Consider the following 22,314-nt stretch of genomic DNA (forward strand, 5'->3'; position numbering starts at 1 on the left):
CTCTACCTTTCTATCAAAGCGACGAGTATTTCTTGCGCAGGCGCTGGCGAATCAGCTCGGCCAAAGTGTTCATGATGAACGTGAACATCAGCAGCACGAGGGCGGCGAGGAACAGCACACGATAGTGGCTGCCGCCGACTTCCGATTCGGGCATTTCCACGGCCACGTTGGCGGCCAGGGTGCGCATGCCCTCGAACAGGTTCAGCTCCATCACCGGGGTGTTGCCGGTGGCCATCAGCACGATCATGGTCTCACCCACCGCACGGCCCATACCGATCATCAGCGCCGAGAAGATGCCCGGGCTGGCGGTGAGGATGACCACGCGGGTCAGGGTTTGCCATGGCGTCGCGCCCAGGGCCAGCGAGCCCAGGGTCAGGCTGCGCGGCACGCTGAACACGGCGTCCTCGGCGATGGAGTAGATGTTCGGGATGACCGCGAAGCCCATGGCGATACCCACTACCAGGGCGTTGCGCTGGTCATAGGTGATCCCCAGATCGTTGGTGATCCACAGGCGCATGTCGCCATCGAAGAACCAGCTCTCGAGGAACGGGCTCATGTACAGGGCGAACCAGCCGATGACGAGAATCACCGGGATCAGGATCGCCGCTTCCCAGCCATCAGGGATGCGCAGGCGGATCGACTCCGGCAGGCGGCTCCAGCTGTAGCCGGCAAGCAGGATGCCGATCGGCATGATCAGGAACAGGCTGAACACGCCCGGCAGGTGGCCTTCGAGGTACGGCGCGAGGAACAGGCCGGCGAAGAAGCCGAGGATCACCGTCGGCATCGCTTCCATCAACTCGATCACCGGCTTGACCTTGCGGCGCATGCCCGGGGCCATGAAGTAGGCGGTGTAGATGGCGGCGGCGATGGCCAGCGGTGCGGCCAGGATCATCGCGTAGAACGCGGCCTTGAGCGTACCGAAGGTCAGCGGCGACAGGCTCAGCTTGGGTTCGAAGTCGGTGTTCGAGGCGGTCGACTGCCAGACATACTTGGGTTCGTCGTAGTTCTCGTACCAGACCTTGCCCCACAGCGCGCTGAACGAGACTTCCGGGTGCGGGTTCTTCAGGCTCAGCGGCAGCAGCTTGTTGCCTTGCTCGATGATGATGCGGTTGGCGCGCGGCGACAGGGCGAGGATGCCCGCGCCTTCGGCGACCGGCTCGACCAGCAGGGTGCGGTGCGCGGTGCTGTGGAACACGCCGAGCTTGCCTTCGCTGTCCAGGGCGATGAAGCCCTTGCGGCGCTCCTCGGCGTCGATCTGCACCACCGGGGCCTTGCCCAGCTGGAAGCTGCGGATCAACTTGAAGCGCGACTCGCCATCGGGGTCGCGGGCCATGAACCACTGGCTCAGGCCACCCTTGGAATCACCGAAGATCAGCGAGATACCACCGACCAGCTGGGCGGTCGCGGTGATCTCGGCGTTGCCGTCCTCGAGCAGCTTGTAGCGGCCGTTGAGGCTTTTGTCGCGCAGGCTGAACACGTCGGCAGTGGCGCGACCGTTGACCACGTACAGCCACTGCTGGCGCGGGTCGATGAAGATGTTCTTCACCACCTCGGTCATCTGCGGCAGTTCGATACGGTTCTGCTCGACAGTGACCTCGTCGGTCATCATGTTCTCGGTGCGCGACAGTTCGATCACCTGCAGGTGCGCACCGGTGGAACCGGCCAGCAACAAGGTGTCGCCGTTGACGTTGATGCTCACATGCTCCAGCGCGCGGCCTTGGTCATCCAGGGTGAACAGGTCCTGACCATAGGGGAAGTCGATGCCCGCCTCGATGGTCTTCTTGTTGTCCGGATAGGTGATCTTGTAGGTGTGGTGGAACACCAGCGCCTGGCCGTTGGACAGGCCCACCACCACCAGCGGGCTGCCCGGCTGGTCGGTGCTGATCGAGCTGACCTGGGCGCCGGCCGGCAGCGGCAGGTCGACGCGCTTCAGTTCGTTGCCGGTCTTGGTGTCGAAGAACAGGGCCTGGCCCTTGTCGGAAACACGCATACCCACGAGGTTCTGTTCCTCGAGGGCGATCAGCAGCGGTTTACCGGCGTCCTGCTGCAGCCAGGTCGGCTCCAGCGCCTTCTTGCTGGTAAGCGTGGCGCCCTGGAACAGCGGCAGCACCACATAGGCCAGGTAGAAGAAAATCAGCGTGATCGCCGCCAGCACGGCGAGCCCGCCCACCAGGACGTACCAGCGGGTCAGGCGATCCTTGAGGGCGCGCAGGCGGCGCTTGCGTTGCAACTCGGGCGTATTGAAGTCAATGCGCACGGGAGGAGAATTTTGGGTCATTGTGGAGTTGGCCAGATCATTCATGCGCACACCCTAGCGGTCCCGTATGACAAAAACATGACAGTGCAGTGACGCAAAAAAGCCCGCCGCTCAGGAGCCCTGGCTTCGGACTAAGGAATTCGTGGAGGAGGCCGGCATTCTGTGGCACCGGCCTCATCCTCAGTTACTTACTTCTTTGCAACGTTACCCGCGTGGGACAGGCCCAGGTCGGCCAGGGTCTTGTCGACCACCTTGGCTGGCAGCGGGATGTAGCCGTCCTTCACGACAACTTGCTGGCCGGCCTGCGACAGCACCAGCTTGACGAACTCGGCTTCCAGCGGGGCCAGAGGCTTGTTCGGGGCCTTGTTGACATAGACGTAGAGGAAGCGCGACAGCGGGTAGGTACCGTTCAGGGCGTTGGCTTCGTTGTCTTCGACGAACGCGCCGCCTTCTTTCTTGGCCAGGGCCACGGTCTTGACGCTGGCGGTCTTGTAGCCGATGCCCGAGTAGCCGATGCCGTTCAGCGAGGAGCTGATCGATTGCACGACCGAAGCCGAGCCAGGCTGTTCGTTGACGTTAGGCTTGAAGTCGCCTTTGCACAGGGCTTCTTCCTTGAAGTAGCCGTAGGTGCCGGATACCGAGTTACGGCCGAACAGCTGAACTGGCTTGTTGGCCAGGTCGCCGGTCACGCCCAGGTCGCCCCAGGTCTTGACGTCGGCTTTGCCACCGCACAGACGGGTGGAGGAGAAGATGGCGTCGACCTGGGCCATGGTCAGGCCTTTGATCGGGTTGTCCTTGTGAACGAACACGGCCAGGGCGTCAACGGCAACCGGGATGGCAGTCGGCTTGTAGCCGTACTTCTGCTCGAACGCCTGCAGCTCGACGTCCTTCATCTTGCGGCTCATCGGGCCCAGGTTGGCGGTGCCTTCGGTCAGGGCGGGTGGCGCGGTCGAGGAACCGGCGGCCTGGATCTGGATGTTTACGTTCGGATATTCCTTCTTGTAGGCCTCGGCCCACAGGGTCATCAGGTTCGCGAGGGTGTCGGAACCGACGCTGGAGAGGTTGCCCGAAACACCGGTGGTCTTGGTGTAGGTCGGGATTGCAGGATCGACAGCGGCGACCGCATTGGCGGCAGCGACGCCAGCGGCGGCAAAGGTCAGGGCCGCCATCAAACGCTTCAGTTTCATGCCTTGCTCCTAGCAGGAATATCGTGGGTTGTGAGATGGAACGGGCCCAAGTATCTGCAGGCCGCATGAACACTCTATGACTCGAATGTGACAATTGGATGAAAGGCCATCACCGGTAACCGGGATGGCCTTTACAGGATGTTGCGGAGGGGGGAGCTAGAGCGGGTTTCAGCGTTTGCGCGCGAGCAGATAGATGCCCACCAGCAGACCAACGGCGCACAGGCACGCCACGTAATAGGCGGGTGCCATCGGACTGAACTTGAGCAGCGCGGTCACCACCATCGGCGTGAGACCACCGAAGATCGCGTAGGCGAGGTTGTAGGAGAACGACAGGCCGCTGAAGCGCACGACAGGCGGAAACGCCTTGACCATCACGTAAGGCACGGCGCCGACGATACCCACGCACAGGCCAGTCAGCGCATAGAGCGGGAACAGCAGGTCCGGGCGTGTCGGCAGGCTGTGGTAGAAGGCCCAGGACGACGCCAGCAGCATCAGGCTGCCAACGATGAACACCCGCCCGGCACCGAAACGGTCGGCCAGGCTGCCAGCGCCGACGCAGCCCAGGCTGAGCAGCACGATGGCCAGGCTATTGGCCTTGAGCGAGTCGGTGGGGCTGACGTGGTAGAGGCTCTGCAGCAATGCCGGGGTCATGAGGATGATCACCACGATGCCGGCCGACAGCAGCCAGGTGAGCAGCATTGACAGGATGATCGCGCCGCGATGATCACGCAGCACCGCGCGCAGCGGCAGCTCTTCGGCCAGGGCCTTGCGTGCCTGCATCTCGGCAAACACAGGGGTCTCATGCAGCCAGCGGCGCAGGTAGACCGCGAAGAAACCGAACACCCCACCGAGCAGGAACGGGATACGCCAGGCGTAGTCCGCCACTTCCTCGGGGCTGTAGATCGTGTTGATCAGCGTCGCCACCAGCGAGCCAAGCAGGATGCCCGAGGTCAGGCCGGCGGTCAGGGTGCCGCAGGCATAGCCGGTGTTGCGCGCCGGCACGTGCTCGGAGACGAACACCCAGGCCCCCGGCACCTCGCCACCGATGGCCGCGCCCTGGATAACCCGCATCAACAGCAGCAGGATCGGCGCCCACAGGCCAATCTGCGCATAGGTGGGCAGCAGCCCCATCACCAGGGTCGGCACGGCCATCATGAAAATGCTCAGGGTGAACATCTTCTTGCGGCCGAGCAGGTCGCCAAAGTGGGCCATGACGATGCCGCCCAATGGCCGGGCCAGGTAGCCGGCGGCGAAGATGCCGAAGGTCTGCATCAGGCGCAGCCATTCAGGCATGTCGGCGGGGAAGAACAGCTTGCCCACCACCGTGGCGAAGAACACGAAGATGATGAAGTCGTAAAACTCCAGGGCACCGCCCAGGGCGGACAGCGAGAGAGTCTTGTAGTCACTGCGGGACAACGGCCGGGACGGCTGCTCGATACTGCTCTGCACGGAGGTCATCGCTGTTCTTTCTCTTGTAGGTCTGCGGACCGCTTGGCATGCGGCTTCTGGATTGAATAGTCGGCGAAGATAGCAAATTGCCGAGCCGCGCTCATAGCGGTACAAAATCCATACAGATATTCATGAATGCGCGGTCGTCGCTGGCTGTGCAGGTATATATACTGCCCGCTCGTAGGAAAAGGTTGCTTATCCTGAGGGATGTTGTGCGAAAACGTCGGTCATCGTTGTCAGACTGTTTCGCAGAGTTTCCCTGAGGCCGCCCCCTGAAGCGAAATCAGCGTAGTATGCGTGTTGCTGAATCGTTTTTACGGCGTCCGTTATTGCGCCACCAACGAAGCGTCACGGGTCAGAGGCCCCACCGCATGATTGAGCTCGAACAAGAAGATCCTATCCCGCAAGGCGACCTGGCCTTGCAGATCACCGCGCTGCCGCGCGAAACCAATGGTTTCGGCGATATCTTCGGCGGCTGGCTGGTCGCCCAGATGGACCTGGCCGGTACCGCCATGGCCAGCCGCGTCGCCGGAGGCCGAGTGGCCACGGTAGCCATCGACCGCATGGCATTCCTGGTCCCGGTGGCCGTGGGCGCGCAGCTGTCCTTCTATACCCAGACCCTGGAAATCGGCCGCAGCTCGATCCAGATGATGGTCGAGGTATGGAGCGACGACCCACTGTCCAGCGAATGGCGCAAGGTTACCGAGGCAGTGTTCGTGTTCGTCGCCATCGATGGCAGTGGTCGCACCCGCTCCGTACCTCGTCGCTGAGCCTGGCGAGCGGTAAACTCATTGCACGTCACCGGGTCCAACGGCCTGACAGACAATCAATGAGACGAACGCAATGGCTAACTTCACGGTCGAGACCGAGCTGCACGGCGAACTCAACTGCTGGCGCATCACCAGCGATCATGCCGAACTACTGATTGCCCAGCAGGGCGCCCAGGTCCTGAGCTATCAGCGCCTGGGCGAGCCACCGCTGCTGTGGCTGAGCGACCAGGCCATCTTCCGCCAGGGCAAGTCGGTGCGTGCCGGCGCACCCGTGTGCTGGCCGTGGTTCGGTATCTTCGAGCGCAATCCCGATTCGGTCAAAGCCATGTTCAAGGGCGAGCAGCCGCCCGCCCACGGCCTGGTGCGTGGCCGTGACTGGCAGTTGTTGCGCGCCGAGGAACACGGCGACCACCTGCAGGTCGAGTTCGAATTGCCCGAAGCCCAGGGTGACCTGCCGGGATGGCCTCATGAGGTCCAGCTCAAGCTCCTGGTAGAGCTGGGTGACCAGCTGAAGCTCACCCTCACCAGCTACAACCTCGGCAATACCGACGTTACCCTGAGCCAGGCGCTGCACAGCTACTTTGCCGTGAGCGATGTGCGCCAGGTGCAAGTGGAAGGCGTGGACGGGTTGGCCTACATCGAAACACTGGCCAACTGGGAACAGCGCAAACAACAGGGCAACCTGGGATTCGCGGGCGAGACTGATCGCATCTACCTGAACGCGCCCGAGCGACTGGCGATTGTCGATCCGCACTGGAACCGACGCATCACCCTTACCGCTGGCGGCTCACGCACCGCGGTGATCTGGAACCCCTGGACCGACCGCGCCCGCGACCTGCCGGATATGGCCGACGATGGCTGGCAGCGCATGCTGTGCATCGAGACGGCGAATGTGATGGATGACGTGGTGGTGCTCAAGCCAGGGGCGACTCATGCGATGAGCGTGGCAATCGGTAGCGAAGCGCTCTGACCCGATAGTTTCAGCCGCCTGTACTGGCCCTATCGCCGGCAAGCCGGCTCCCACAGGATTGCGCGGTCGCCTGTGGGAGCCGGCTTGCCGGCGATAGGGCCTCGACAGGAAAAATACCTTACAGATCCGCGTCTTCCACCACCCTCACCTGCCCCGCCTCCAGTGCATAGGCCGCATCCGCCAAGTCATTGCTGACTTTCTCCACCTTCAAGGTGCCGGTCACCCACAGCGGCGTGTAAATGTCGTCGATCTTCAACCCTTTCGGATACCGCACCAGCACCAGCTGGTTCGGTGGCGGCGGCGGTACATGGATGCACGCCCCCGGGTACGGCACCAGGAAAAACAGCGTGCTGTTGCCTTTGGCATCGCTCTCCAGCGGCACCGGATACCCACCCAGGCGGATCTGCCTGCCGTTCATGGCGGCCACGGTCTTGGTCGAGTACATCACTGCCGGCAGGCCCTTGCTCTGCTTCAGCCCACCCTTGGCGGTGAAGGTGCCCAGGGCTTCCGGGGAGTTGTGGTCGATCTCGGGCATCTGCTCGAGCGCCTTCTGGTCCGACTTGGGCATCAGCTCCAGCCAGTCGGTCTCGGGCAGTTCGGCATGGGCCAGGGCGCTGGCCAGCAACAGGGGAATGAGGAATAACGCACGCATGAAAATGCTCGGCAACTCAGGATGAATTGCCGGGCATTCTAGCGGGAATTCAGCGTTTCTTGATGAAGCCGTAGATCACCAGCAGGATGATCGCGCCGACCAAGGCCCCGAAGAAGCCCGCGGCCTGCCCGGCCTGGTAGATGCCCAGGGCTTGTCCGCCGTAGGTGGCGGCCAGGGAACCGGCGATGCCGAGGAGAATGGTCATGATCCAGCCCATGCTGTCGTCACCCGGTTTCAGGAAACGCGCCAGCAGGCCGACGATCAGGCCGATGAAGATGGTTCCAATGATGCCCATGGCAATCCCTCTGTGATGAACATGAGACATGCCAAAGCCTAGTCAGCGCTTTGGCATGTTGCCATCTCAGAGCGGCAATGCCCGGCAGAAGTTCGATCAGCCGGCGATCAACGCCTCTACTTCGGCAATCTTGGCCTTCAGGGTGGCCATGTCCTGGCAGCGCAGGGTGGCGTGGCCAACCTTGCGCCCGACCTTGAATGCCTTGCCGTAGTGGTGCAGGTGGCAGTCATCGATGGCGACGACCTTGTCCACTGCTGGCACTTCGCCGATGAAGTTGAGCATGGCGCTTTCGCCGACCTTGGCGGTCGAGCCCAGCGGCAGGCCGGCCACGGCGCGCAGGTGGTTCTCGAACTGGCTGCACTCACTGCCTTCGATGGTCCAGTGCCCGGAGTTGTGCACACGCGGGGCGATTTCGTTGGCCTTCAGGCCACCGTCCACTTCGAAGAACTCGAAGGCCATTACACCGACGTAGTCGAGTTTCTGCAGCACGCGGCCGACGTAGTCTTCGGCCAGGGCCTGCAACGGGTGCGCCTCGCTGGCCACCGACAGGCGCAGGATGCCGCTGTCGTGGGTGTTGTGCACCAGCGGGTAGAAGCGGGTTTCACCGTCGCGGGCGCGCACGGCCACCAGCGACACTTCGCCGGTGAACGGCACGAAGCCTTCCAGCAGGCACGGCACGCTGCCCAGTTCGGCGAAAGTGTCGACCACGTCTTCGGGCTTGCGCAGGACCTTCTGGCCCTTGCCGTCGTAACCCAGGGTGCGGGTCTTGAGCACGGCCGGCAGGCCGATGCTGGCCACCGCGGCATCGAGGTCCGCCTGCGAGAGGATGTCGGCAAAGGCCGGGGTGGGAATCCCCAGATCGCGGAACATGCTCTTCTCGAACAGGCGGTCACGGGCGATGCGCAGGGCCTCGGCGCTCGGATAGACCGGGACGAACTGCGAGAGGAAGGCCACGGTCTCGGCCGGCACGCTTTCGAACTCGAAGGTCACCAGGTCGACTTCGTCGGCCAGCTGGCGCAGGTGGTCCTGGTCGCCGTAGTCGGCGCGCAGGTGCTCGCCCAGCGGCGCGGCGCAGGCGTCCGGTGCCGGGTCGAGGAAAGCGAAGTTCATGCCCAGCGGAGTCCCCGCCAGGGCCAGCATGCGGCCCAGCTGGCCACCACCGATTACACCGATCTTCATGGGTTTCAGCCTCAAGCCTGACGCGGGTCTGGATTGTCCAGCACGGTGTCGGTCTGCTCGGTGCGGAACTGCTTGAGCGCCGCGTGGAACTGCGGGTGCTTGGCCCCGAGGATGCTCGCCGACAGCAAGGCTGCGTTGATCGCGCCGGCCTTGCCGATGGCCAGGGTGGCGACCGGTACGCCAGCAGGCATCTGCACGATCGACAGCAGCGAATCGACACCCGAGAGCATCGACGACTGCACCGGCACACCGAGCACCGGCAGGTGGGTCTTGGCGGCGCACATGCCCGGCAGGTGGGCGGCGCCGCCGGCGCCGGCGATGATCACTTCGATGCCGCGGCCTTCGGCCTCATCGGCGTACTGGAACAGCAGGTCCGGGGTGCGGTGGGCGGAAACCACCTTCACTTCGTAGGGAATGCCGAGTTTTTCCAGCATATCGGCGGTGTGGCTAAGGGTGGACCAATCGGACTTGGAGCCCATGATCACGCCAACCAGTGCACTCATCGTCGAGCCTCTTCGCTTGTGCGCCCGCAGGCGCGTCAAAAAACAACAAGCCACGCGGGACGACCGGCGTGGCTTGTTTGCTGATCATGACCGGAATCTATCCGGTCGAGGGGCCGCGCAGTATAGCGTAACGTTGCGCGGTCACGGCACCCCCGGCGACCAACTGTCGGCCTTATTTTTCGGGGGTTTGGCTGACTTTCGGGTCAACTGAACCGCCCTCCAGCTTGCGCCACAGCAAACGCACGTTGGCCTTGCGCACCAAGGCGCAGCGATACAGGCGGATTTCCAGTGGCACATGCCACTGGCTGCCACCGCAGATCGCCAGCTCGCCACGCTCCAGTTCACCGCGCATCGACAGCTTCGGGACCCAGGCGATGCCCATGCCTTCGAGCGCCATGCTCTTCAGACTGTCGGCCATGGCCGTTTCATAGACAGTGGTATAGCGCAGGTTGCGCTGGCGCAGCAGCAGGTTGACCGATCGGCCGAGGAAGGCGCCGGCACTGTAGGCCAGCAAGGGCACGCTGGCCTCCCCCTCCAGGTCGAACAGCGGCTTGCCGTCGGGGCCCACGGCACACACCGGAAGCATTTCGGTATTGCCCATGTGCAACGACGGGAAGATCTCGGCATCCATCTGCAGTGCCGCGTCCGGGTCATAGAAGGCCAGCATCAGGTCGCAGCCGCCTTCGCGTAGTGCATGCACCGCATCACCGACGTTGGTGGCGACCAGGCGCGTGGCGATGTTCAGGCCATCGTTGCGCAATTGCGCCACCCAGCGCGGGAAAAAGCCCGAGGCCAAGGAGTGCGCGGCCGAGACCTGGATCACCTCGCCCTGGCCGCCTTCCAGGTGATGTAAATGGCGAAGAACTTCGCTCAACTGGTCGACAACGGTGCGCGCGGTGACGAGAAACAGCTGCCCGGCCTCGGTCAGCTCAATGGGCGTGCGGGAACGATTCACCAAGGTCAGGCCCAGCGCCGCTTCCAGGCTGCGTATGCGTCGGCTGAACGCCGGCTGGGTAACGAACCGGCGCTCGGCCGCCTGCGAGAAACTGCGGGTCGAGGCCAGGGCACTGAAGTCCTCCAGCCATTTGCTTTCGAGGTTCATCGACTACTCCGCACTGCGTGCACCAAAATGGAACACGCTCGATTGTCAATCGGCGTCACATCAAACCGTATGCCGTTTGTGCATAGGTTAGCGTGCAACAGCATTGGCCGCAAAATCTGGGCAGCCCTAGCATTGGCGCCATTCCGGCAGGTGCCGGGTCAAAATCGAGATGATATCCATCATGTCCTCCGCTGCATCGTTCCGCGTCGAAAAAGATCTGCTTGGTACCCTTGAAGTCCCTGCCGATGCCTACTACGGCATCCAGACTCTGCGCGCTGCCAACAACTTCCACCTCTCCGGTGTTCCGCTGTCGCACTACCCGAAACTGGTAGTCGGCCTGGCGATGGTCAAGCAGGCAGCTGCTGACGCCAACCGCGAGCTGGGGCACCTGAGCGATGCCAAGCACGCCGCGATCAGCGCAGCCTGCGCACGACTGATCAAAGGCGACTACCACGAGCAGTTCGTGGTGGACATGATTCAAGGCGGTGCTGGTACTTCCACCAACATGAACGCCAACGAAGTCATCGCCAACATCGCGCTGGAGGCCATGGGTCACCAGAAGGGTGAGTACCAGTACCTGCACCCGAACAACGATGTGAACATGGCGCAGTCGACCAACGACGCCTACCCGACCGCGATCCGTCTGGGTCTGCTGCTGGGCCACGACGCCCTGCTGGCCAGCCTCGACAGCCTGATCCAGGCCTTCGCTGCCAAAGGTAAAGAGTTCGACCACGTACTGAAGATGGGCCGTACCCAGCTGCAGGACGCCGTGCCGATGACCCTGGGCCAGGAATTCCGCGCCTTCGCCACCACCATGACCGAAGACCTGCAGCGCCTGCGCTCGCTGGCTCCGGAACTGCTGACCGAAATCAACCTGGGCGGCACCGCCATCGGTACCGGCATCAACGCCGACCCGGGCTACCAGATGCTGGCCGTCCAGCGCCTGGCGATCATCAGCGGCCAGCCGCTGGTGCCGGCTGCCGACCTGATCGAAGCCACCTCCGACATGGGCGCCTTCGTGCTGTTCTCCGGCATGCTCAAGCGCACCGCGGTCAAGCTGTCGAAGATCTGCAACGACCTGCGCCTGCTGTCCAGCGGCCCACGCACCGGCATCAACGAGATCAACCTGCCGGCGCGCCAGCCAGGCAGCTCGATCATGCCAGGCAAGGTCAACCCGGTTATCCCTGAGGCCGTCAACCAAGTCGCGTTCGCCATCATGGGCAACGACCTGGCCCTGACCGTCGCCGCCGAAGGTGGCCAGCTGCAGCTGAACGTGATGGAACCGCTGATCGCCTACAAGATCTTCGACTCGATCCGCCTGCTGCAACGCGCCATGGACATGCTGCGCGAGCACTGCATCGTCGGCATCACCGCCAACGAACAGCGCTGCCGTGAACTGGTCGAGCACTCGATCGGCCTGGTCACCGCCCTGAACCCGTACATCGGCTACGAAAACGCCACCCGTATCGCCCGCGTCGCCCTGGAAACCGGCCGCGGCGTGCTGGAACTGGTGCGCGAAGAGAAGCTGCTGGACGAAGAGATGCTCAACGACATCCTGCGTCCTGAAAACATGATCGCTCCCCGTCTGGTTCCGCTGAAGGCGTAACCCAGGCCGCTGCAAACAGTCTCACCAGGTCGAGGGACTAGACACCTCTCAACCTTTCAAGGGCCCGAGCGCATGCTACGGGCCCTTTTTTTATGCACGAAACAGGCGCCTGCTGAACGGCACACAACTTGCTCGGTAATGCTCCCCAGCTCAACGGGATGCCGAGCATGCTGCACAGCCACCTCACCACCCTCAACGCCGTTTCGCTGATCCTCCAGGTGTTCCAGGAAGACGGCGTGGACGCGCAGCACATGCTCGCCGGCAGCGGCATAGGCCCCGCAGACCTTGGCCACGCCGATGCGCGCATCACCACCCAGCAGGAACTGCAGGTCTGCGCCAACGCCGTGGCCCGGCGCCAGGACATCGGCCTGGAACTCGGCCGGCGCATGCACGTGTCGTGCTACGGCATGCTCGGTTACGCCCTGCTCTCAAGTGCCACTTTGGGTGACGCCCTGCGCCTGGCGCTGACCTTTCCGGCACTGCTGGGAACAGTCTTCCAGCTGCGCCTGGTGGACGATGGCCAGCGCGTGTGGCTCAGCGCCAGCGACCATTACGACGCGCCTGGGCTGGCCGCCTTCAATGCCGAGTTCTGCCTGCTGTCGCTGAAAGTGATCTGCGATGACCTGCTCGGCCGCCAGCTACCGTTGCTGGCGGCGCGTTTCGAACACCCGCGCCCGGGCTACCACGCGCTCTATGACCCTGCATTCCAGTGCCCGCTCGGCTTCGGCGCCAGCGACAATGCCTTCGCCTTCGAACGACGCTGGCTGGACATGCCCCTGCCCCTGGCCGACCCGATCACCCACAAGGCCATGGGCGAACGCTGCCGGCGCCTCAACCTGGAGTTCACCGGCCGCCAAGCTTGGCTGGGGCGGATCCGCCAGCTGCTGCTGCGGCAACTGGATGCCGCACCTGGGCTGGAAGGTTTGGCACGGCAGATGAACTGCTCGTCGCGCACACTGCGCCGGCATTTGCAGGCGCTGGGCAGCAGTTATCAACAGCTCCTCGACGAGCTGCGCTTCGAGCGGGCCAAGCAGTTGCTGGCCGAGGACCAGATGCCGATCTACCGCATTGCCGAAACATTGGGGTTCAGCGAGACCGCGAGCTTCCGACATGCCTTCCAGCGCTGGAGCGGCGTGGCGCCAAGCCATTTTCGCGGTTGACCGGTTACGGACGGCTTGGCCACATCGATCCCCTTTTGGCCGTTCGCGACGTTCTCCAGTACCGGGCGGTCCGTAAAAATGGCTCCACGCCAGTGAATACGGAGAACAACAACGTGCTGACGATCTATTCCGATGACCACCGCCTGCACCATGGCCGCTGCGAGCTCATCGACGGCAAGCTGATGCCCTGTTTCGAAATGCCGTCGCGCGCCGACCACGTCCTGGAGCGCGTCAAGCAGCGCAACCTCGGGCCCGTGCAGGGCCCCGTCGACTTTGGCCGCGCGCCGCTGCAGCGCATCCACAGCGCCGACTACCTGGATTTCTTCGAAGGCGCCTGGGGCCGTTGGGCCGCGCTTGGCCAGGAAGGTGACCTGCTGCCGTTCACTTGGCCGGCGCGCACCCTGCGCCAGGTCAAACCCAGCGGCCTGCACGGAGAGCTCGGTTACTACAGCTTCGACGCTGGCGCACCGATCACCGCCGGCACCTGGCAGGCCGCCTACAGCGCCGCCCAGGTCGCCCTGACCGCCCAGGCCGCGATCCAGCAAGGCGCCCATGCCGCCTTCGCCCTGTGCCGGCCGCCAGGGCACCACGCCGCAGGCGAAGTGATGGGGGGTTACTGCTACCTCAACAACGCAGCCATTGCCGCCCAGGCCTTCATCGACCAAGGCCGGCGCAAGGTAGCCATCCTCGACGTCGACTATCACCACGGCAACGGTACGCAGGACATTTTCTACACCCGCAACGACGTGTTCTTCGCCTCGATCCACGGCGACCCGCAGGACGAGTTCCCGTTCTTCCTCGGCTACGCCGACGAGACCGGCGAAGGTGCCGGCGAGGGCTGCAACATCAACTACCCGCTGCCTGCCGGCAGCGACTGGGCAGCCTGGAGCGCAGCCCTGGAAGACGCCTGCCAGCGTATCGCCGCCTTCGATGCCGATGTGCTGGTGATCTCCCTTGGCGTGGATACCTTCAAGGACGACCCCATCTCCCAGTTCAAGCTCGACAGTCCCGACTACCTGGCGATGGGCAAGCGCATCGCCCAGCTGGGCAAGCCGACCTTGTTCGTGATGGAGGGCGGCTACGCTGTGGAGGAAATCGGCATCAACGCGGTCAATGTGCTGGAAGGCTTCCAGCAGACCCAGCCAGGAGCGTGAACATGACCCGACTCAAACGTCTGCTCGCCCCGCTCATCGCCGCCGGCCTGTTCGCTGGCGCACTCCAGGCACACGCCGAACAGCGCACCCTGCGGGTATACAACTGGTTCGACTACATCACCCCGCAAACCCTGGTCGACTTCCAGAAGGACAGCGGGGTCAAGCTGATCTACGACATCTTCGACACCAATGAAGCACTGGAGGCGAAGCTGCTCACCGGCAACTCCGGCTATGACGTGGTGGTGCCGTCCAACGTGTTCCTCGCCAAGCAGATAGAAGCCGGCGTGTTCCAGCCCCTCGATCGGGCGAAGCTGCCCAACTGGCAACATCTGGATCCGGCTCTGATGAAGCTGATCGAGGCCAATGACCCCGGCAACAAGTTTGCCGTGCCTTACATGTACGGCACGGTGCTGATCGGCTTCAACCCGGCCAAGGTCAAGGCGGTGCTCGGCGACGACGCACCGGTGGACAGCTGGGACCTGATCTTCAAGGAAGAGAACATCGCCAAGCTCAAGCAGTGTGGCGTGGCGCTGCTTGATTCGCCGTCGGAGATCCTGCCGCTGGCGCTGTCGTACCTGGGCCTGGACCCTAACAGCGGCAAGCCGGCCGACTATCAGAAAGCCCAGGACCTGCTGCTGAAGATCCGCCCGCATGTAACCTACTTCCACTCGTCCAAGTACATGGCCGACATCGCCAATGGTGATATCTGTGTGGCGGTGGGCTACTCGGGCAGCTTCTCCCAGGCCGCGAATCGGGCTCGCGAAGCGAAGAACGGCGTGGTGGTGGACATGCGCCTGCCGAAGGAAGGCGCGCCGATCTGGTTCGACATGCTGGCGATCCCCAAGAACGCCGCCAACCCTGAAGATGCCCACACATTCATCAACTACCTGTTGCGACCAGAAGTGATCGCACCGATCAGCGACTTCGTCGGCTACCCGAACCCGAACAAGGATGCGACCGACAAGGTCAGCCCGGCGATCCGCAACAATCCGAACCTGTACCCAACGGCGGAGGCAATGGCCAAGTTGTACACGCTCAAGCCGTTGCCACGGGATGCCGAGCGGGCGCGGACGCGGGCCTGGACCAGGATCAAGTCGGGGACCTGATATTTTTGGGGCTGCTCTGCAGCCCATCGCCGGCAAGCCGGCTCCCACAAAGACATGTGTAATTCCTGTGGGAGCCGGCTCGCCGGCGATGGGTCGCAGAGCGGCCCCATTCAATCTCGCCAAGCCTTGCGCAGGCGCATCAAAGCCTGCGCAATCTCCCCTTCTGGCACTGCCGCGAATCCCAATACCAGCCCTGCCCTCGTATCCGCAGGTTCCGAGCTGTCCTCCAGCCAGTAGCTGCTCAGCGGAGTGACCTCCACCCCCACCGCCTCCGCCCGCGCCACCAGCTCCTGCTCCCGCGCCAAGTTATCCACAGCCACCTTCACATGAAGCCCCGCTGCGACGTCTGGCATGGCCCCCAGCCCCGGTACCTCCACGGGCCAACCGGCCTTCAGCACATTCTTGCGGGCCAGCGCCGCCCGGCGCATACGGCGGATATGCCGCTGGAAATGCCCTTGGGCCATGAACTGCGCCATGACACATTGCGTGCCGACTTCCGAGTGCCGCACCGCCAGCGCCTTGGCCTGGCTGAATGCCCGCACCAGCCGTCCGGGCAGCACCAGGTAACCCAGCCGCAAAGCCGGAAAGGCGATCTTGCCGAACGTTCCCACGTACAACACCCGGCCCTGCCGATCCAGTGCCGCCAGCGGTGCCAAAGGCGCACCGCTGTAGCGGTACTCGCCATCGTAATCGTCCTCCACGACCCAGCCGTCCTGGCGCTCGGCCCAGGCCAGCAACGCCAGGCGCCGGGCCAGGCTCATGGTCACACCGGTGGGGTACTGGTGAGCCGGGGTCACGTAAGCCAGCCGGCAATCCGGCAGCTCGGCCAGGCGCGCACAGTCCATGCCCTCTTCGTCTACCGGCACACCCCTGACCCTTGCCCCCGCCAGGGCGAAGGCGTGCCCGGCTGCGCGGTAGCCCGGGTTTTCCACAGCCACCCCGTCACCAGGCTGCAACAGCAACTGTGCACAAAGGCTGATCGCCTGCTGCGCACCACTGGTGATCACAATTTGTTCAGCACTGCAGGAAAGCCCCCGCGATCGACGCAGATAGGTGGCGATCAATTCACGCAACGGCAGCTCCCCTGCCGGGTCGCCATAGCCGAGCTGCGCCGGATCGGGATTTCGCCAGAAACCCGCTTGCAGCTTGGCCCAGACCTCAAAAGGAAACAGGTCGAATGCTGGCAGGCCAACCCTGAAAGCCCTCGGCGCATCGCCTTTTGGCGGCGGAAGATGGTGCTTTTTCAGACGCAACAACGGCTCGCTGCACAGTGCAAAACTGGATAAATCCTCAGTATCAGACGCTTCGAATGTGGATAAACCTGTTGATAACCCCAGGGATAACCCTGTGGACAGTTGTGTGGATAGTTTTCCCAGGCGGCTTACATAAGTGCCATCGCCTACCCGGCTTTCGATAAAGCCCTCGGCATACAACTGGTCATAGGCACGCACCACGCTATTGCGCGACAACGCCAGCACCGCCGCAAGGTCACGGGTGGCCGGCAGCCGAGTGCCGCCTTCCAGGCGTCCATCCAGCACGCGCGCGCGCAAGGCCTGGTAAAGCTGCTGGCTGAGCCCGCGACGGCGATCCAGGACGATCCCTGCCGGATCGAAAGGCAACGCGTGGGTACGTTCGCTCATGGTATTGGACCTATCAAAACAGTCACGAATGGCTCTTACACAGAGCCAATAGCCTGCCTAGGATGAAGCCACAGCACAAGGAACGCCGGCATGTACAACAGCAAACCGCATCAGGAACATGACCTTGCCCGCCTGCACCAGCACATGCTGCACACCCGCCTGGCAACGCTGATCAGCCACGGTGAGCACGGGCTGCTGGCCACCCATCTGCCCGTGCTGGTCGCCACCGGCGAGGGCGAACTCGGCACGGTCTACGGCCACCTCGCCCGGGCCAACCAGCAATGGCAGGACCTGGCGCAAGGCGCTGAAGCCTTGCTGGTATTCCCCGGCGCCGACGCCTATGTCAGCCCCGGCTACTACCCGAGCAAGGCGGACAACCCCAAGGTGGTGCCCACCTGGAACTACATGACGGTGCATGCCTGGGGCCCGGTGGAGGTGATCCACGAGCCAACACAATTGCTGGACATCGTCAGCCGCCTGACCGATCGCCATGAGCAAGGCCGCGCAGCACCGTGGAGCGTCGCCGATGCTCCGGCTGACTACCTTGACGGCATGCTCCGCGCCATCGTCGGTATCCGCCTGCCGATCGCCCGCCTGCAGGGCGCACGCAAACTCAGCCAGAACCGTTCGGCGCAAGACATCGCCGGGGTCCGCGAAGGCCTGGCCGCCAGCGCCGACCCTGTGGATAACCAACTCGCCGCACACATGCGCGATCTCTGAAGGAAAAGCCCCATGACAGCCATTACCCTGCGCCCCGTTCGCGCCGAAGACCATGCCGCCTGGCTACCCTTGTGGCAGGCCTACCTGCGCTTCTACCAGGCCGAACTGCCCGACGCAGTCAACACCAGCACCTGGCAACGCCTGCTCGATGCGAACGAGCCGACCCACTCGGCGTTGGCCTGGGTCGATGGCAAGGCGGTGGGGATGGTCAACTTCATCTACCATCGTTCCAACTGGAGCATCGAGAACTCCTGCTACTTGCAGGACCTCTACGTGGACAGTGAAGTACGTGGCCTGGGCATCGGTCGGCAGCTGATCGAGCATGTCTACGCCACGGCCAAGGCCGCCGGCTGCATCAAGGTGCACTGGCTGACCCACGAGACCAACGCCACCGCCATCAGCTTGTACGAGCAGGTCGCCGAGCGGCCGGGCTTCATCCAATTCCGCAAAGCACTGTAGGCCGCACATGAACGACGCATTGAACTGGAAACCCGCCGGTACGCCCAAGGCCGAGCCCATCGAAGGCCGTTTCATCCGCCTGGAGAAGCTTGACCCGGCGCGCCATGGCAACGACCTTTGGGAAGTACTGCAAGGTCCGGGCTCGGACCCAGCGCTATGGGACTACCTGCCCTACGGCCCGTTTGCTGAGCGCGCCAGCTTCGACCGCTGGCTGGAAGGCAACGCCGCCAGCCGCGACCCGCTGTTCTACAGTGTGATCGACCGCGCCAACGGCCAGGTTCAGGGCATCCTCAGCTACATGTCGATCGTCCCCGAACAGGGCCGCTTCGAGATTGGCCACATCGCCTTCGGCGCCGCCATGCAACGCACACCCAAGGGTACCGAGGCGGTTTACCTTTTGAGCAAGCTGGGCTTCGAGCTGGGCAATCGCCGGCTGGAATGGAAGTGCAACGACGCCAATGCCCGCTCCAAGCGCGCGGCAGAGCGGTTCGGTTTTGTGTTCGAGGGCGTGTTCCGCAACCACATGGTGGTCAAGGACCGTAACCGCGATACAACGTGGTATTCGATTACCGATACCGAATGGCCTACCGTGGCGGCGGGGTTCGAGCGTTGGTTGAGTGAGGAAAACCAGCAGCCTGAGGGACAAGTCCGCACGCTGGAAGCGTGCCGCGTGGACTGATTTATCCAGGCAAAAAAAGGGGAGCATCCGCTCCCCAGAGGTTAACTGCTTGCAGATGAAGGCTTCTGTCAGCCTTCGATCTCGATCAGGATCTCGCCCGGGGTCACCCGGTCGCCCTTGGCCACGTGGATGGCCACGACCTTGCCGGCGATCGCCGCCTGGACTTCGGTCTCCATCTTCATCGCCTCGGTGATCAGCACCGCCTGGCCGGCCTTGACCACGTCGCCTTCCTTGACCAGCACATCGACGATGTTGCCCGGCATGCTGGTGCTGACGTGGCCCGGCGCGCTGGCCTGCTTGCGCTTGCTGCCGCCACCGCCGACGAATTCGTTGAGCGGCTCGAACACCACTTCTTCCGGCATGCCGTCGATGGACAGGTAGAAGTGGCGCTTGCCTTCGGCCTTCACGCCGACACCGGTGATATCGACGCGGTAGGTTTCACCGTGGACATCGATGACGAACTCGGTCGGTACGCCTTCACCGCCCACCGCCCCCACCGCGCCGGCTTCCGGAATCGGCAGCAAGGCTTCTGGCTTGAGGGTGCCGGCTTCACGCTCCTCGAGGAACTTGCGGCCGATGTCGGGGAACATGGCGAAGGTCAGCACGTCCTCCTCGGAGTGCGCGAGGCTGCCGATATCGGCACGCAGCTTGGCCATCTCCGGCTTGAGCAGGTCGGCCGGGCGCACGTCGATCACTTCCTCGCTGCCGATGGCCTGGCGGCGCAGCTGCTCGTTGACGACGCCCGGGGCCTTGCCGTAACCGCCCTGCAGGTACAGCTTCACCTCGTTGGTGATGGTCTTGTAGCGCTCGCCGGCCAGCACGTTGAAGAACGCCTGGGTGCCGACGATCTGCGAGGTCGGGGTCACCAGCGGCGGGAAGCCAAGGTCTTCGCGCACCCGCGGGATCTCCGCCAGCACCTCGTTCATGCGGTTGAGCGCGCCCTGCTCCTTGAGCTGGTTGGCCAGGTTGGAAATCATCCCGCCCGGGACCTGGTTGACCTGCACGCGGGTGTCCACGGCGGTGAACTCGCTTTCGAACTGGTGGTACTTCTTGCGCACGGCGTAGAAGTACAGGCCGATCTCCTGCAGCAACTCGAGGTCCAGGCCGGTGTCGAACTCGCTGCCCTTGAGCGCGGCGACCATCGACTCGGTGCCCGGGTGGCTGGTGCCCCAGGCGAAGCTGGAGATCGCGGTGTCGATATGGTCGACGCCGTTCTCGACGGCCTTGAGCTGGCACATCGCGGCCAGGCCGGCGGTGTCGTGGGAGTGGATGAACACCGGCAATGACTGCTCGGCTTTCAGTGCCTTGACCAACTCGCCGGTGGCGAACGGGGTCAACAGGCCAGCCATGTCCTTGATCGCCACCGAGTCGCAACCCATGGCTTCCATCTGCTTGGCCTGCTGCACGAAGGCATCGACGGTATGCACCGGGCTGGTGGTGTAGGCGATGGTGCCCTGGGCGTGCTTGCCGGCGGCTTTCACCGCCTCGATGGCCACGCGCAGGTTACGCACATCGTTCATGGCGTCGAAGATGCGGAACACGTCGATGCCGTTGACCGCGGCCTTGGCCACGAAGGCCTTGACCACGTCGTCGCTGTAATGGCGGTAGCCCAGCAGGTTCTGCCCACGCAGGAGCATCTGCAGGCGGGTGTTGGGCAGCGCGGCACGCAGCTTGCGCAGGCGCTCCCACGGGTCTTCCTTGAGGAAGCGCACGCAGGCGTCGAAGGTGGCACCGCCCCAGACTTCCAGCGACCAGTAGCCGACCTTGTCGAGCTTGTCGCAGATCGGCAGCATGTCTTCGGTGCGCATGCGGGTGGCCAGCAGGGACTGGTGGGCGTCGCGCAGGATCGTGTCGGTAACAAAGATTTTCTTGGACATTATTCGGTTCCTCACAGGCCTGCGTGGGCGGCGATGGCGGCGGCGATGGCCAGGGCCAGCTCTTCGGGTTTGCGCTTGATCGAGTAGTTGGTCAGTTCAGGGTGGCTTTCGACGAAGCTGGTGTTGAACTGGCCGCTACGGAATTCCGGGTTGCGCAGGATTTCCTGGTAGTACGCGGCAGTGGTCTTGACCCCCTGCAGGCGCATGTCGTCCAGGGCCCGCAGGCCGCGGTCCATGGCTTCTTCCCAGGTCAACGCCCAGACCACCAGTTTCAGGCACATGGAGTCGTAGAACGGGGGAATGGTGTAGCCGGTGTAGATCGCCGTGTCGGTACGCACACCCGGGCCGCCCGGGGCGTAGTAGCGGGTGATCTTGCCGAAGCTGGGCAGGAAGTTGTTCTTCGGATCTTCGGCGTTGATGCGAAACTGCAAGGCAAAGCCGCGGTGCTGGATGTCTTCCTGCTTGATCGACAGCGGCAGGCCGGAGGCGATGCGGATCTGCTCGCGAACGATGTCGATGCCGGTGATTTCCTCGGTGATGGTGTGTTCCACCTGCACCCGGGTGTTCATCTCCATGAAGTACACCTCGCCATCGGCGAGCAGAAACTCCACGGTACCGGCGTTCTCGTAGTCCACCGCCTTGGCCGCGCGCACGGCCAGGTCGCCGATGTAGGCACGCTGCTCAGGGGTCAGCTGCGGGCTCGGGGCGATCTCGATGAGTTTCTGGTTGCGGCGCTGGATCGAGCAGTCGCGCTCGAACAGGTGCACCACGTTGCCGAAGCTGTCACCGAGAATCTGCGCCTCGATGTGCTTGGGATTGACGATGCACTTTTCCAGGAACACTTCCGCCGAACCGAAGGCCTTGGTGGCCTCGGAAATCACCCGGGGGAAGTTCTGTTCCAGTTCCTCGCGGCTGTTGCAGCGGCGAATGCCGCGCCCGCCGCCACCGGAGGTGGCCTTGAGCATCACCGGGTAACCGATGCGGTCGCCTTCCTGCAAGGCTTCATGAATATCGGCGACATTGCCTTCGGTGCCGGGGGTAACCGGCACGCCGGCCGCGATCATGGTGCGGCGCGCTTCGGTCTTGTCACCCATGCGGCGAATGACATCGGCAGCCGGGCCGATGAACTTGATCCCGCGTTCAGCGCAGATCTCCGCCAGTTCGGCGTTTTCCGACAGGAAACCGTAGCCGGGATGCAGGGCATCGCAGCCGGTCTCGACAGCAAGGTTCACCAGCTTGCGCGGGTTCAGGTAGCCGGCCAGGGGCTCGGCACCGATGCTGTAGGCCTCGTCGGCGCGCTTGACGTGCAAGGCGTGGCGGTCGGCGTCGGAGTAGATCGCCACGGAGCGAATGCCCATCTCGGCGCAGGCACGCACGATCCGTACTGCAATCTCACCCCGGTTGGCGATCAGGATTTTTGTTATCACTGGAGTCTTCCCAAAGCCGTAGGAACAGACGATCCGGTTCTACCGGTCGGCGCGTGACCAGACGTCGCTGGCCAGTCGCATATTCACCCTAGCGCTGAAGATCGATAAACAAAAATCAATAT

Annotated in this window: 20 protein-coding genes; 9 read left to right on the forward strand and 11 right to left on the reverse strand. The window is 63.5% G+C overall.

The features are described 5' to 3' along the window. Nucleotides 1-13 precede the first annotated feature (13 nt). The 3 genes from CCOS191_RS26365 to CCOS191_RS26375 all read right to left on the reverse strand — a co-directional run bounded on the left by CCOS191_RS26365 (nt 14) and on the right by CCOS191_RS26375 (nt 4,902). Nucleotides 14-2,302 carry an ABC transporter permease subunit gene (locus tag CCOS191_RS26365; protein ID WP_046857609.1) on the reverse strand — a complete coding sequence of 763 codons (2,289 nt, stop codon included), beginning with the start codon at nt 2,300-2,302 and terminating at the stop codon, nt 14-16. A gap of 143 nt (nt 2,303-2,445) precedes the next feature. Further along, a complete protein-coding gene (locus CCOS191_RS26370) occupies nt 2,446-3,444 on the reverse strand; it encodes a phosphate ABC transporter substrate-binding protein PstS (protein ID WP_023629870.1) in 999 nt (332 codons plus the stop codon). 168 nt (nt 3,445-3,612) lie between these two features. Next, complete coding sequence (locus CCOS191_RS26375) at nt 3,613-4,902, reverse strand: MFS transporter (protein WP_023629869.1); 1,290 nt, start codon at nt 4,900-4,902, stop codon at nt 3,613-3,615. Between the two features lie 362 nt (nt 4,903-5,264). On the opposite strand from CCOS191_RS26375, the gene CCOS191_RS26380 reads away from it, so the two are divergent. Together CCOS191_RS26380 and CCOS191_RS26385 are read left to right on the forward strand one after the other, a co-directional pair. Continuing rightward, nucleotides 5,265-5,663 (forward strand): acyl-CoA thioesterase, encoded by a 399-nt coding sequence (locus CCOS191_RS26380; protein WP_003253317.1) that lies wholly within the window; start codon nt 5,265-5,267, stop codon nt 5,661-5,663. Between the two features lie 73 nt (nt 5,664-5,736). After that, nucleotides 5,737-6,633, forward strand: a complete 897-nt coding sequence (locus tag CCOS191_RS26385; protein WP_046857610.1) for a D-hexose-6-phosphate mutarotase — start codon at nt 5,737-5,739, stop codon at nt 6,631-6,633. A gap of 118 nt (nt 6,634-6,751) precedes the next feature. On the opposite strand, the gene CCOS191_RS26390 is transcribed toward CCOS191_RS26385, so the two are convergent. From CCOS191_RS26390 to CCOS191_RS26410, 5 genes are all read right to left on the reverse strand, one after another. Further along, nucleotides 6,752-7,285, reverse strand: coding sequence for a DUF3299 domain-containing protein (locus tag CCOS191_RS26390; RefSeq protein WP_046857611.1), 534 nt, complete (start codon nt 7,283-7,285; stop codon nt 6,752-6,754). 49 nt (nt 7,286-7,334) lie between these two features. Further along, the gene (locus tag CCOS191_RS26395; protein WP_023629866.1) at nt 7,335-7,580 is read right to left on the reverse strand and encodes a GlsB/YeaQ/YmgE family stress response membrane protein; all 246 of its coding nucleotides are present in this window, start codon (nt 7,578-7,580) and stop codon (nt 7,335-7,337) included. A gap of 96 nt (nt 7,581-7,676) precedes the next feature. Then, complete coding sequence (locus CCOS191_RS26400) at nt 7,677-8,759, reverse strand: 5-(carboxyamino)imidazole ribonucleotide synthase (protein ID WP_046857612.1); 1,083 nt, start codon at nt 8,757-8,759, stop codon at nt 7,677-7,679. Between the two features lie 11 nt (nt 8,760-8,770). Further along, complete coding sequence (purE, locus tag CCOS191_RS26405; protein WP_031314848.1) at nt 8,771-9,262, reverse strand: 5-(carboxyamino)imidazole ribonucleotide mutase; 492 nt, start codon at nt 9,260-9,262, stop codon at nt 8,771-8,773. A gap of 172 nt (nt 9,263-9,434) precedes the next feature. Then, complete coding sequence (locus CCOS191_RS26410; RefSeq protein WP_023629864.1) at nt 9,435-10,364, reverse strand: LysR substrate-binding domain-containing protein; 930 nt, start codon at nt 10,362-10,364, stop codon at nt 9,435-9,437. Nucleotides 10,365-10,545: 181 nt separating this feature from the next. On the opposite strand from CCOS191_RS26410, the gene aspA reads away from it, so the two are divergent. The 4 genes from aspA (at nt 10,546) to CCOS191_RS26430 (ending at nt 15,390) form a co-directional block, all read left to right on the forward strand. Then, entirely contained in the window at nt 10,546-11,970 is a 1,425-nt protein-coding gene (aspA, locus tag CCOS191_RS26415; protein ID WP_031314847.1) for an aspartate ammonia-lyase, read from the forward strand. Between the two features lie 167 nt (nt 11,971-12,137). Continuing rightward, nucleotides 12,138-13,130, forward strand: a complete 993-nt coding sequence (locus CCOS191_RS26420) for an AraC family transcriptional regulator (RefSeq protein WP_046857613.1) — start codon at nt 12,138-12,140, stop codon at nt 13,128-13,130. Between the two features lie 113 nt (nt 13,131-13,243). Next, the gene (locus CCOS191_RS26425) at nt 13,244-14,284 is read left to right on the forward strand and encodes a histone deacetylase family protein (protein WP_046857929.1); all 1,041 of its coding nucleotides are present in this window, start codon (nt 13,244-13,246) and stop codon (nt 14,282-14,284) included. A gap of 2 nt (nt 14,285-14,286) precedes the next feature. Next, nucleotides 14,287-15,390: an extracellular solute-binding protein gene (locus CCOS191_RS26430; RefSeq protein ID WP_046857614.1), complete on the forward strand. Its 1,104-nt coding sequence runs from the start codon at nt 14,287-14,289 to the stop codon at nt 15,388-15,390. Between the two features lie 110 nt (nt 15,391-15,500). Here the strand turns inward: CCOS191_RS26430 and pdxR are convergent, their stop codons facing one another. Beyond that, nucleotides 15,501-17,030, reverse strand: a complete 1,530-nt coding sequence (gene pdxR / locus CCOS191_RS26435; RefSeq protein ID WP_046857615.1) for a MocR-like pyridoxine biosynthesis transcription factor PdxR — start codon at nt 17,028-17,030, stop codon at nt 15,501-15,503. Between the two features lie 90 nt (nt 17,031-17,120). On the opposite strand from pdxR, the gene CCOS191_RS26440 reads away from it, so the two are divergent. Genes CCOS191_RS26440 through CCOS191_RS26450 form a run of 3 tightly spaced genes read left to right on the forward strand, consistent with a single transcriptional unit; the run spans nt 17,121 to nt 18,888 of the window. Further along, complete coding sequence (locus CCOS191_RS26440; RefSeq protein ID WP_046857616.1) at nt 17,121-17,750, forward strand: FMN-binding negative transcriptional regulator; 630 nt, start codon at nt 17,121-17,123, stop codon at nt 17,748-17,750. A gap of 12 nt (nt 17,751-17,762) precedes the next feature. Beyond that, nucleotides 17,763-18,209 (forward strand): GNAT family N-acetyltransferase, encoded by a 447-nt coding sequence (locus tag CCOS191_RS26445; RefSeq protein WP_046857617.1) that lies wholly within the window; start codon nt 17,763-17,765, stop codon nt 18,207-18,209. A 7-nt stretch (nt 18,210-18,216) separates the two neighbouring features. Then, nucleotides 18,217-18,888 carry a GNAT family N-acetyltransferase gene (locus CCOS191_RS26450; RefSeq protein WP_046857618.1) on the forward strand — a complete coding sequence of 224 codons (672 nt, stop codon included), beginning with the start codon at nt 18,217-18,219 and terminating at the stop codon, nt 18,886-18,888. Nucleotides 18,889-18,956: 68 nt separating this feature from the next. Here CCOS191_RS26450 and oadA read toward each other — a convergent pair whose 3' ends face one another. Both oadA and CCOS191_RS26460 read right to left on the reverse strand, forming a co-directional pair. Next, entirely contained in the window at nt 18,957-20,765 is a 1,809-nt protein-coding gene (oadA, locus tag CCOS191_RS26455; protein WP_046857619.1) for a sodium-extruding oxaloacetate decarboxylase subunit alpha, read from the reverse strand. Nucleotides 20,766-20,776: 11 nt separating this feature from the next. Further along, nucleotides 20,777-22,192, reverse strand: a complete 1,416-nt coding sequence (locus CCOS191_RS26460; protein WP_023630199.1) for an acetyl-CoA carboxylase biotin carboxylase subunit — start codon at nt 22,190-22,192, stop codon at nt 20,777-20,779. Between the last annotated feature and the right edge of the window lie 122 nt (nt 22,193-22,314).

The organism is Pseudomonas sp. CCOS 191 (genome assembly GCF_001007005.1).
In the GTDB taxonomy this organism is placed as follows: Bacteria; Pseudomonadota; Gammaproteobacteria; order Pseudomonadales; family Pseudomonadaceae; genus Aquipseudomonas; species Aquipseudomonas soli.

Coding starts and splice junctions, on each gene's coding strand:
- purE (WP_031314848.1), bottom strand. CDS start 9,262: ATGAGTGCACTGGTTGGCGTGATCATGGGCTCCAAGTCCGATTGGTCC.
- CCOS191_RS26410 (WP_023629864.1), bottom strand. CDS start 10,364: ATGAACCTCGAAAGCAAATGGCTGGAGGACTTCAGTGCCCTGGCCTCG.
- CCOS191_RS26375 (WP_023629869.1), bottom strand. CDS start 4,902: ATGACCTCCGTGCAGAGCAGTATCGAGCAGCCGTCCCGGCCGTTGTCC.
- oadA (WP_046857619.1), bottom strand. CDS start 20,765: ATGTCCAAGAAAATCTTTGTTACCGACACGATCCTGCGCGACGCCCAC.
- CCOS191_RS26390 (WP_046857611.1), bottom strand. CDS start 7,285: ATGCGTGCGTTATTCCTCATTCCCCTGTTGCTGGCCAGCGCCCTGGCC.
- CCOS191_RS26450 (WP_046857618.1), top strand. CDS start 18,217: ATGAACGACGCATTGAACTGGAAACCCGCCGGTACGCCCAAGGCCGAG.
- aspA (WP_031314847.1), top strand. CDS start 10,546: ATGTCCTCCGCTGCATCGTTCCGCGTCGAAAAAGATCTGCTTGGTACC.
- pdxR (WP_046857615.1), bottom strand. CDS start 17,030: ATGAGCGAACGTACCCACGCGTTGCCTTTCGATCCGGCAGGGATCGTC.
- CCOS191_RS26385 (WP_046857610.1), top strand. CDS start 5,737: ATGGCTAACTTCACGGTCGAGACCGAGCTGCACGGCGAACTCAACTGC.
- CCOS191_RS26395 (WP_023629866.1), bottom strand. CDS start 7,580: ATGGGCATCATTGGAACCATCTTCATCGGCCTGATCGTCGGCCTGCTG.
- CCOS191_RS26400 (WP_046857612.1), bottom strand. CDS start 8,759: ATGAAGATCGGTGTAATCGGTGGTGGCCAGCTGGGCCGCATGCTGGCC.
- CCOS191_RS26365 (WP_046857609.1), bottom strand. CDS start 2,302: ATGAATGATCTGGCCAACTCCACAATGACCCAAAATTCTCCTCCCGTG.
- CCOS191_RS26380 (WP_003253317.1), top strand. CDS start 5,265: ATGATTGAGCTCGAACAAGAAGATCCTATCCCGCAAGGCGACCTGGCC.
- CCOS191_RS26420 (WP_046857613.1), top strand. CDS start 12,138: ATGCTGCACAGCCACCTCACCACCCTCAACGCCGTTTCGCTGATCCTC.
- CCOS191_RS26445 (WP_046857617.1), top strand. CDS start 17,763: ATGACAGCCATTACCCTGCGCCCCGTTCGCGCCGAAGACCATGCCGCC.
- CCOS191_RS26370 (WP_023629870.1), bottom strand. CDS start 3,444: ATGAAACTGAAGCGTTTGATGGCGGCCCTGACCTTTGCCGCCGCTGGC.
- CCOS191_RS26440 (WP_046857616.1), top strand. CDS start 17,121: ATGTACAACAGCAAACCGCATCAGGAACATGACCTTGCCCGCCTGCAC.
- CCOS191_RS26430 (WP_046857614.1), top strand. CDS start 14,287: ATGACCCGACTCAAACGTCTGCTCGCCCCGCTCATCGCCGCCGGCCTG.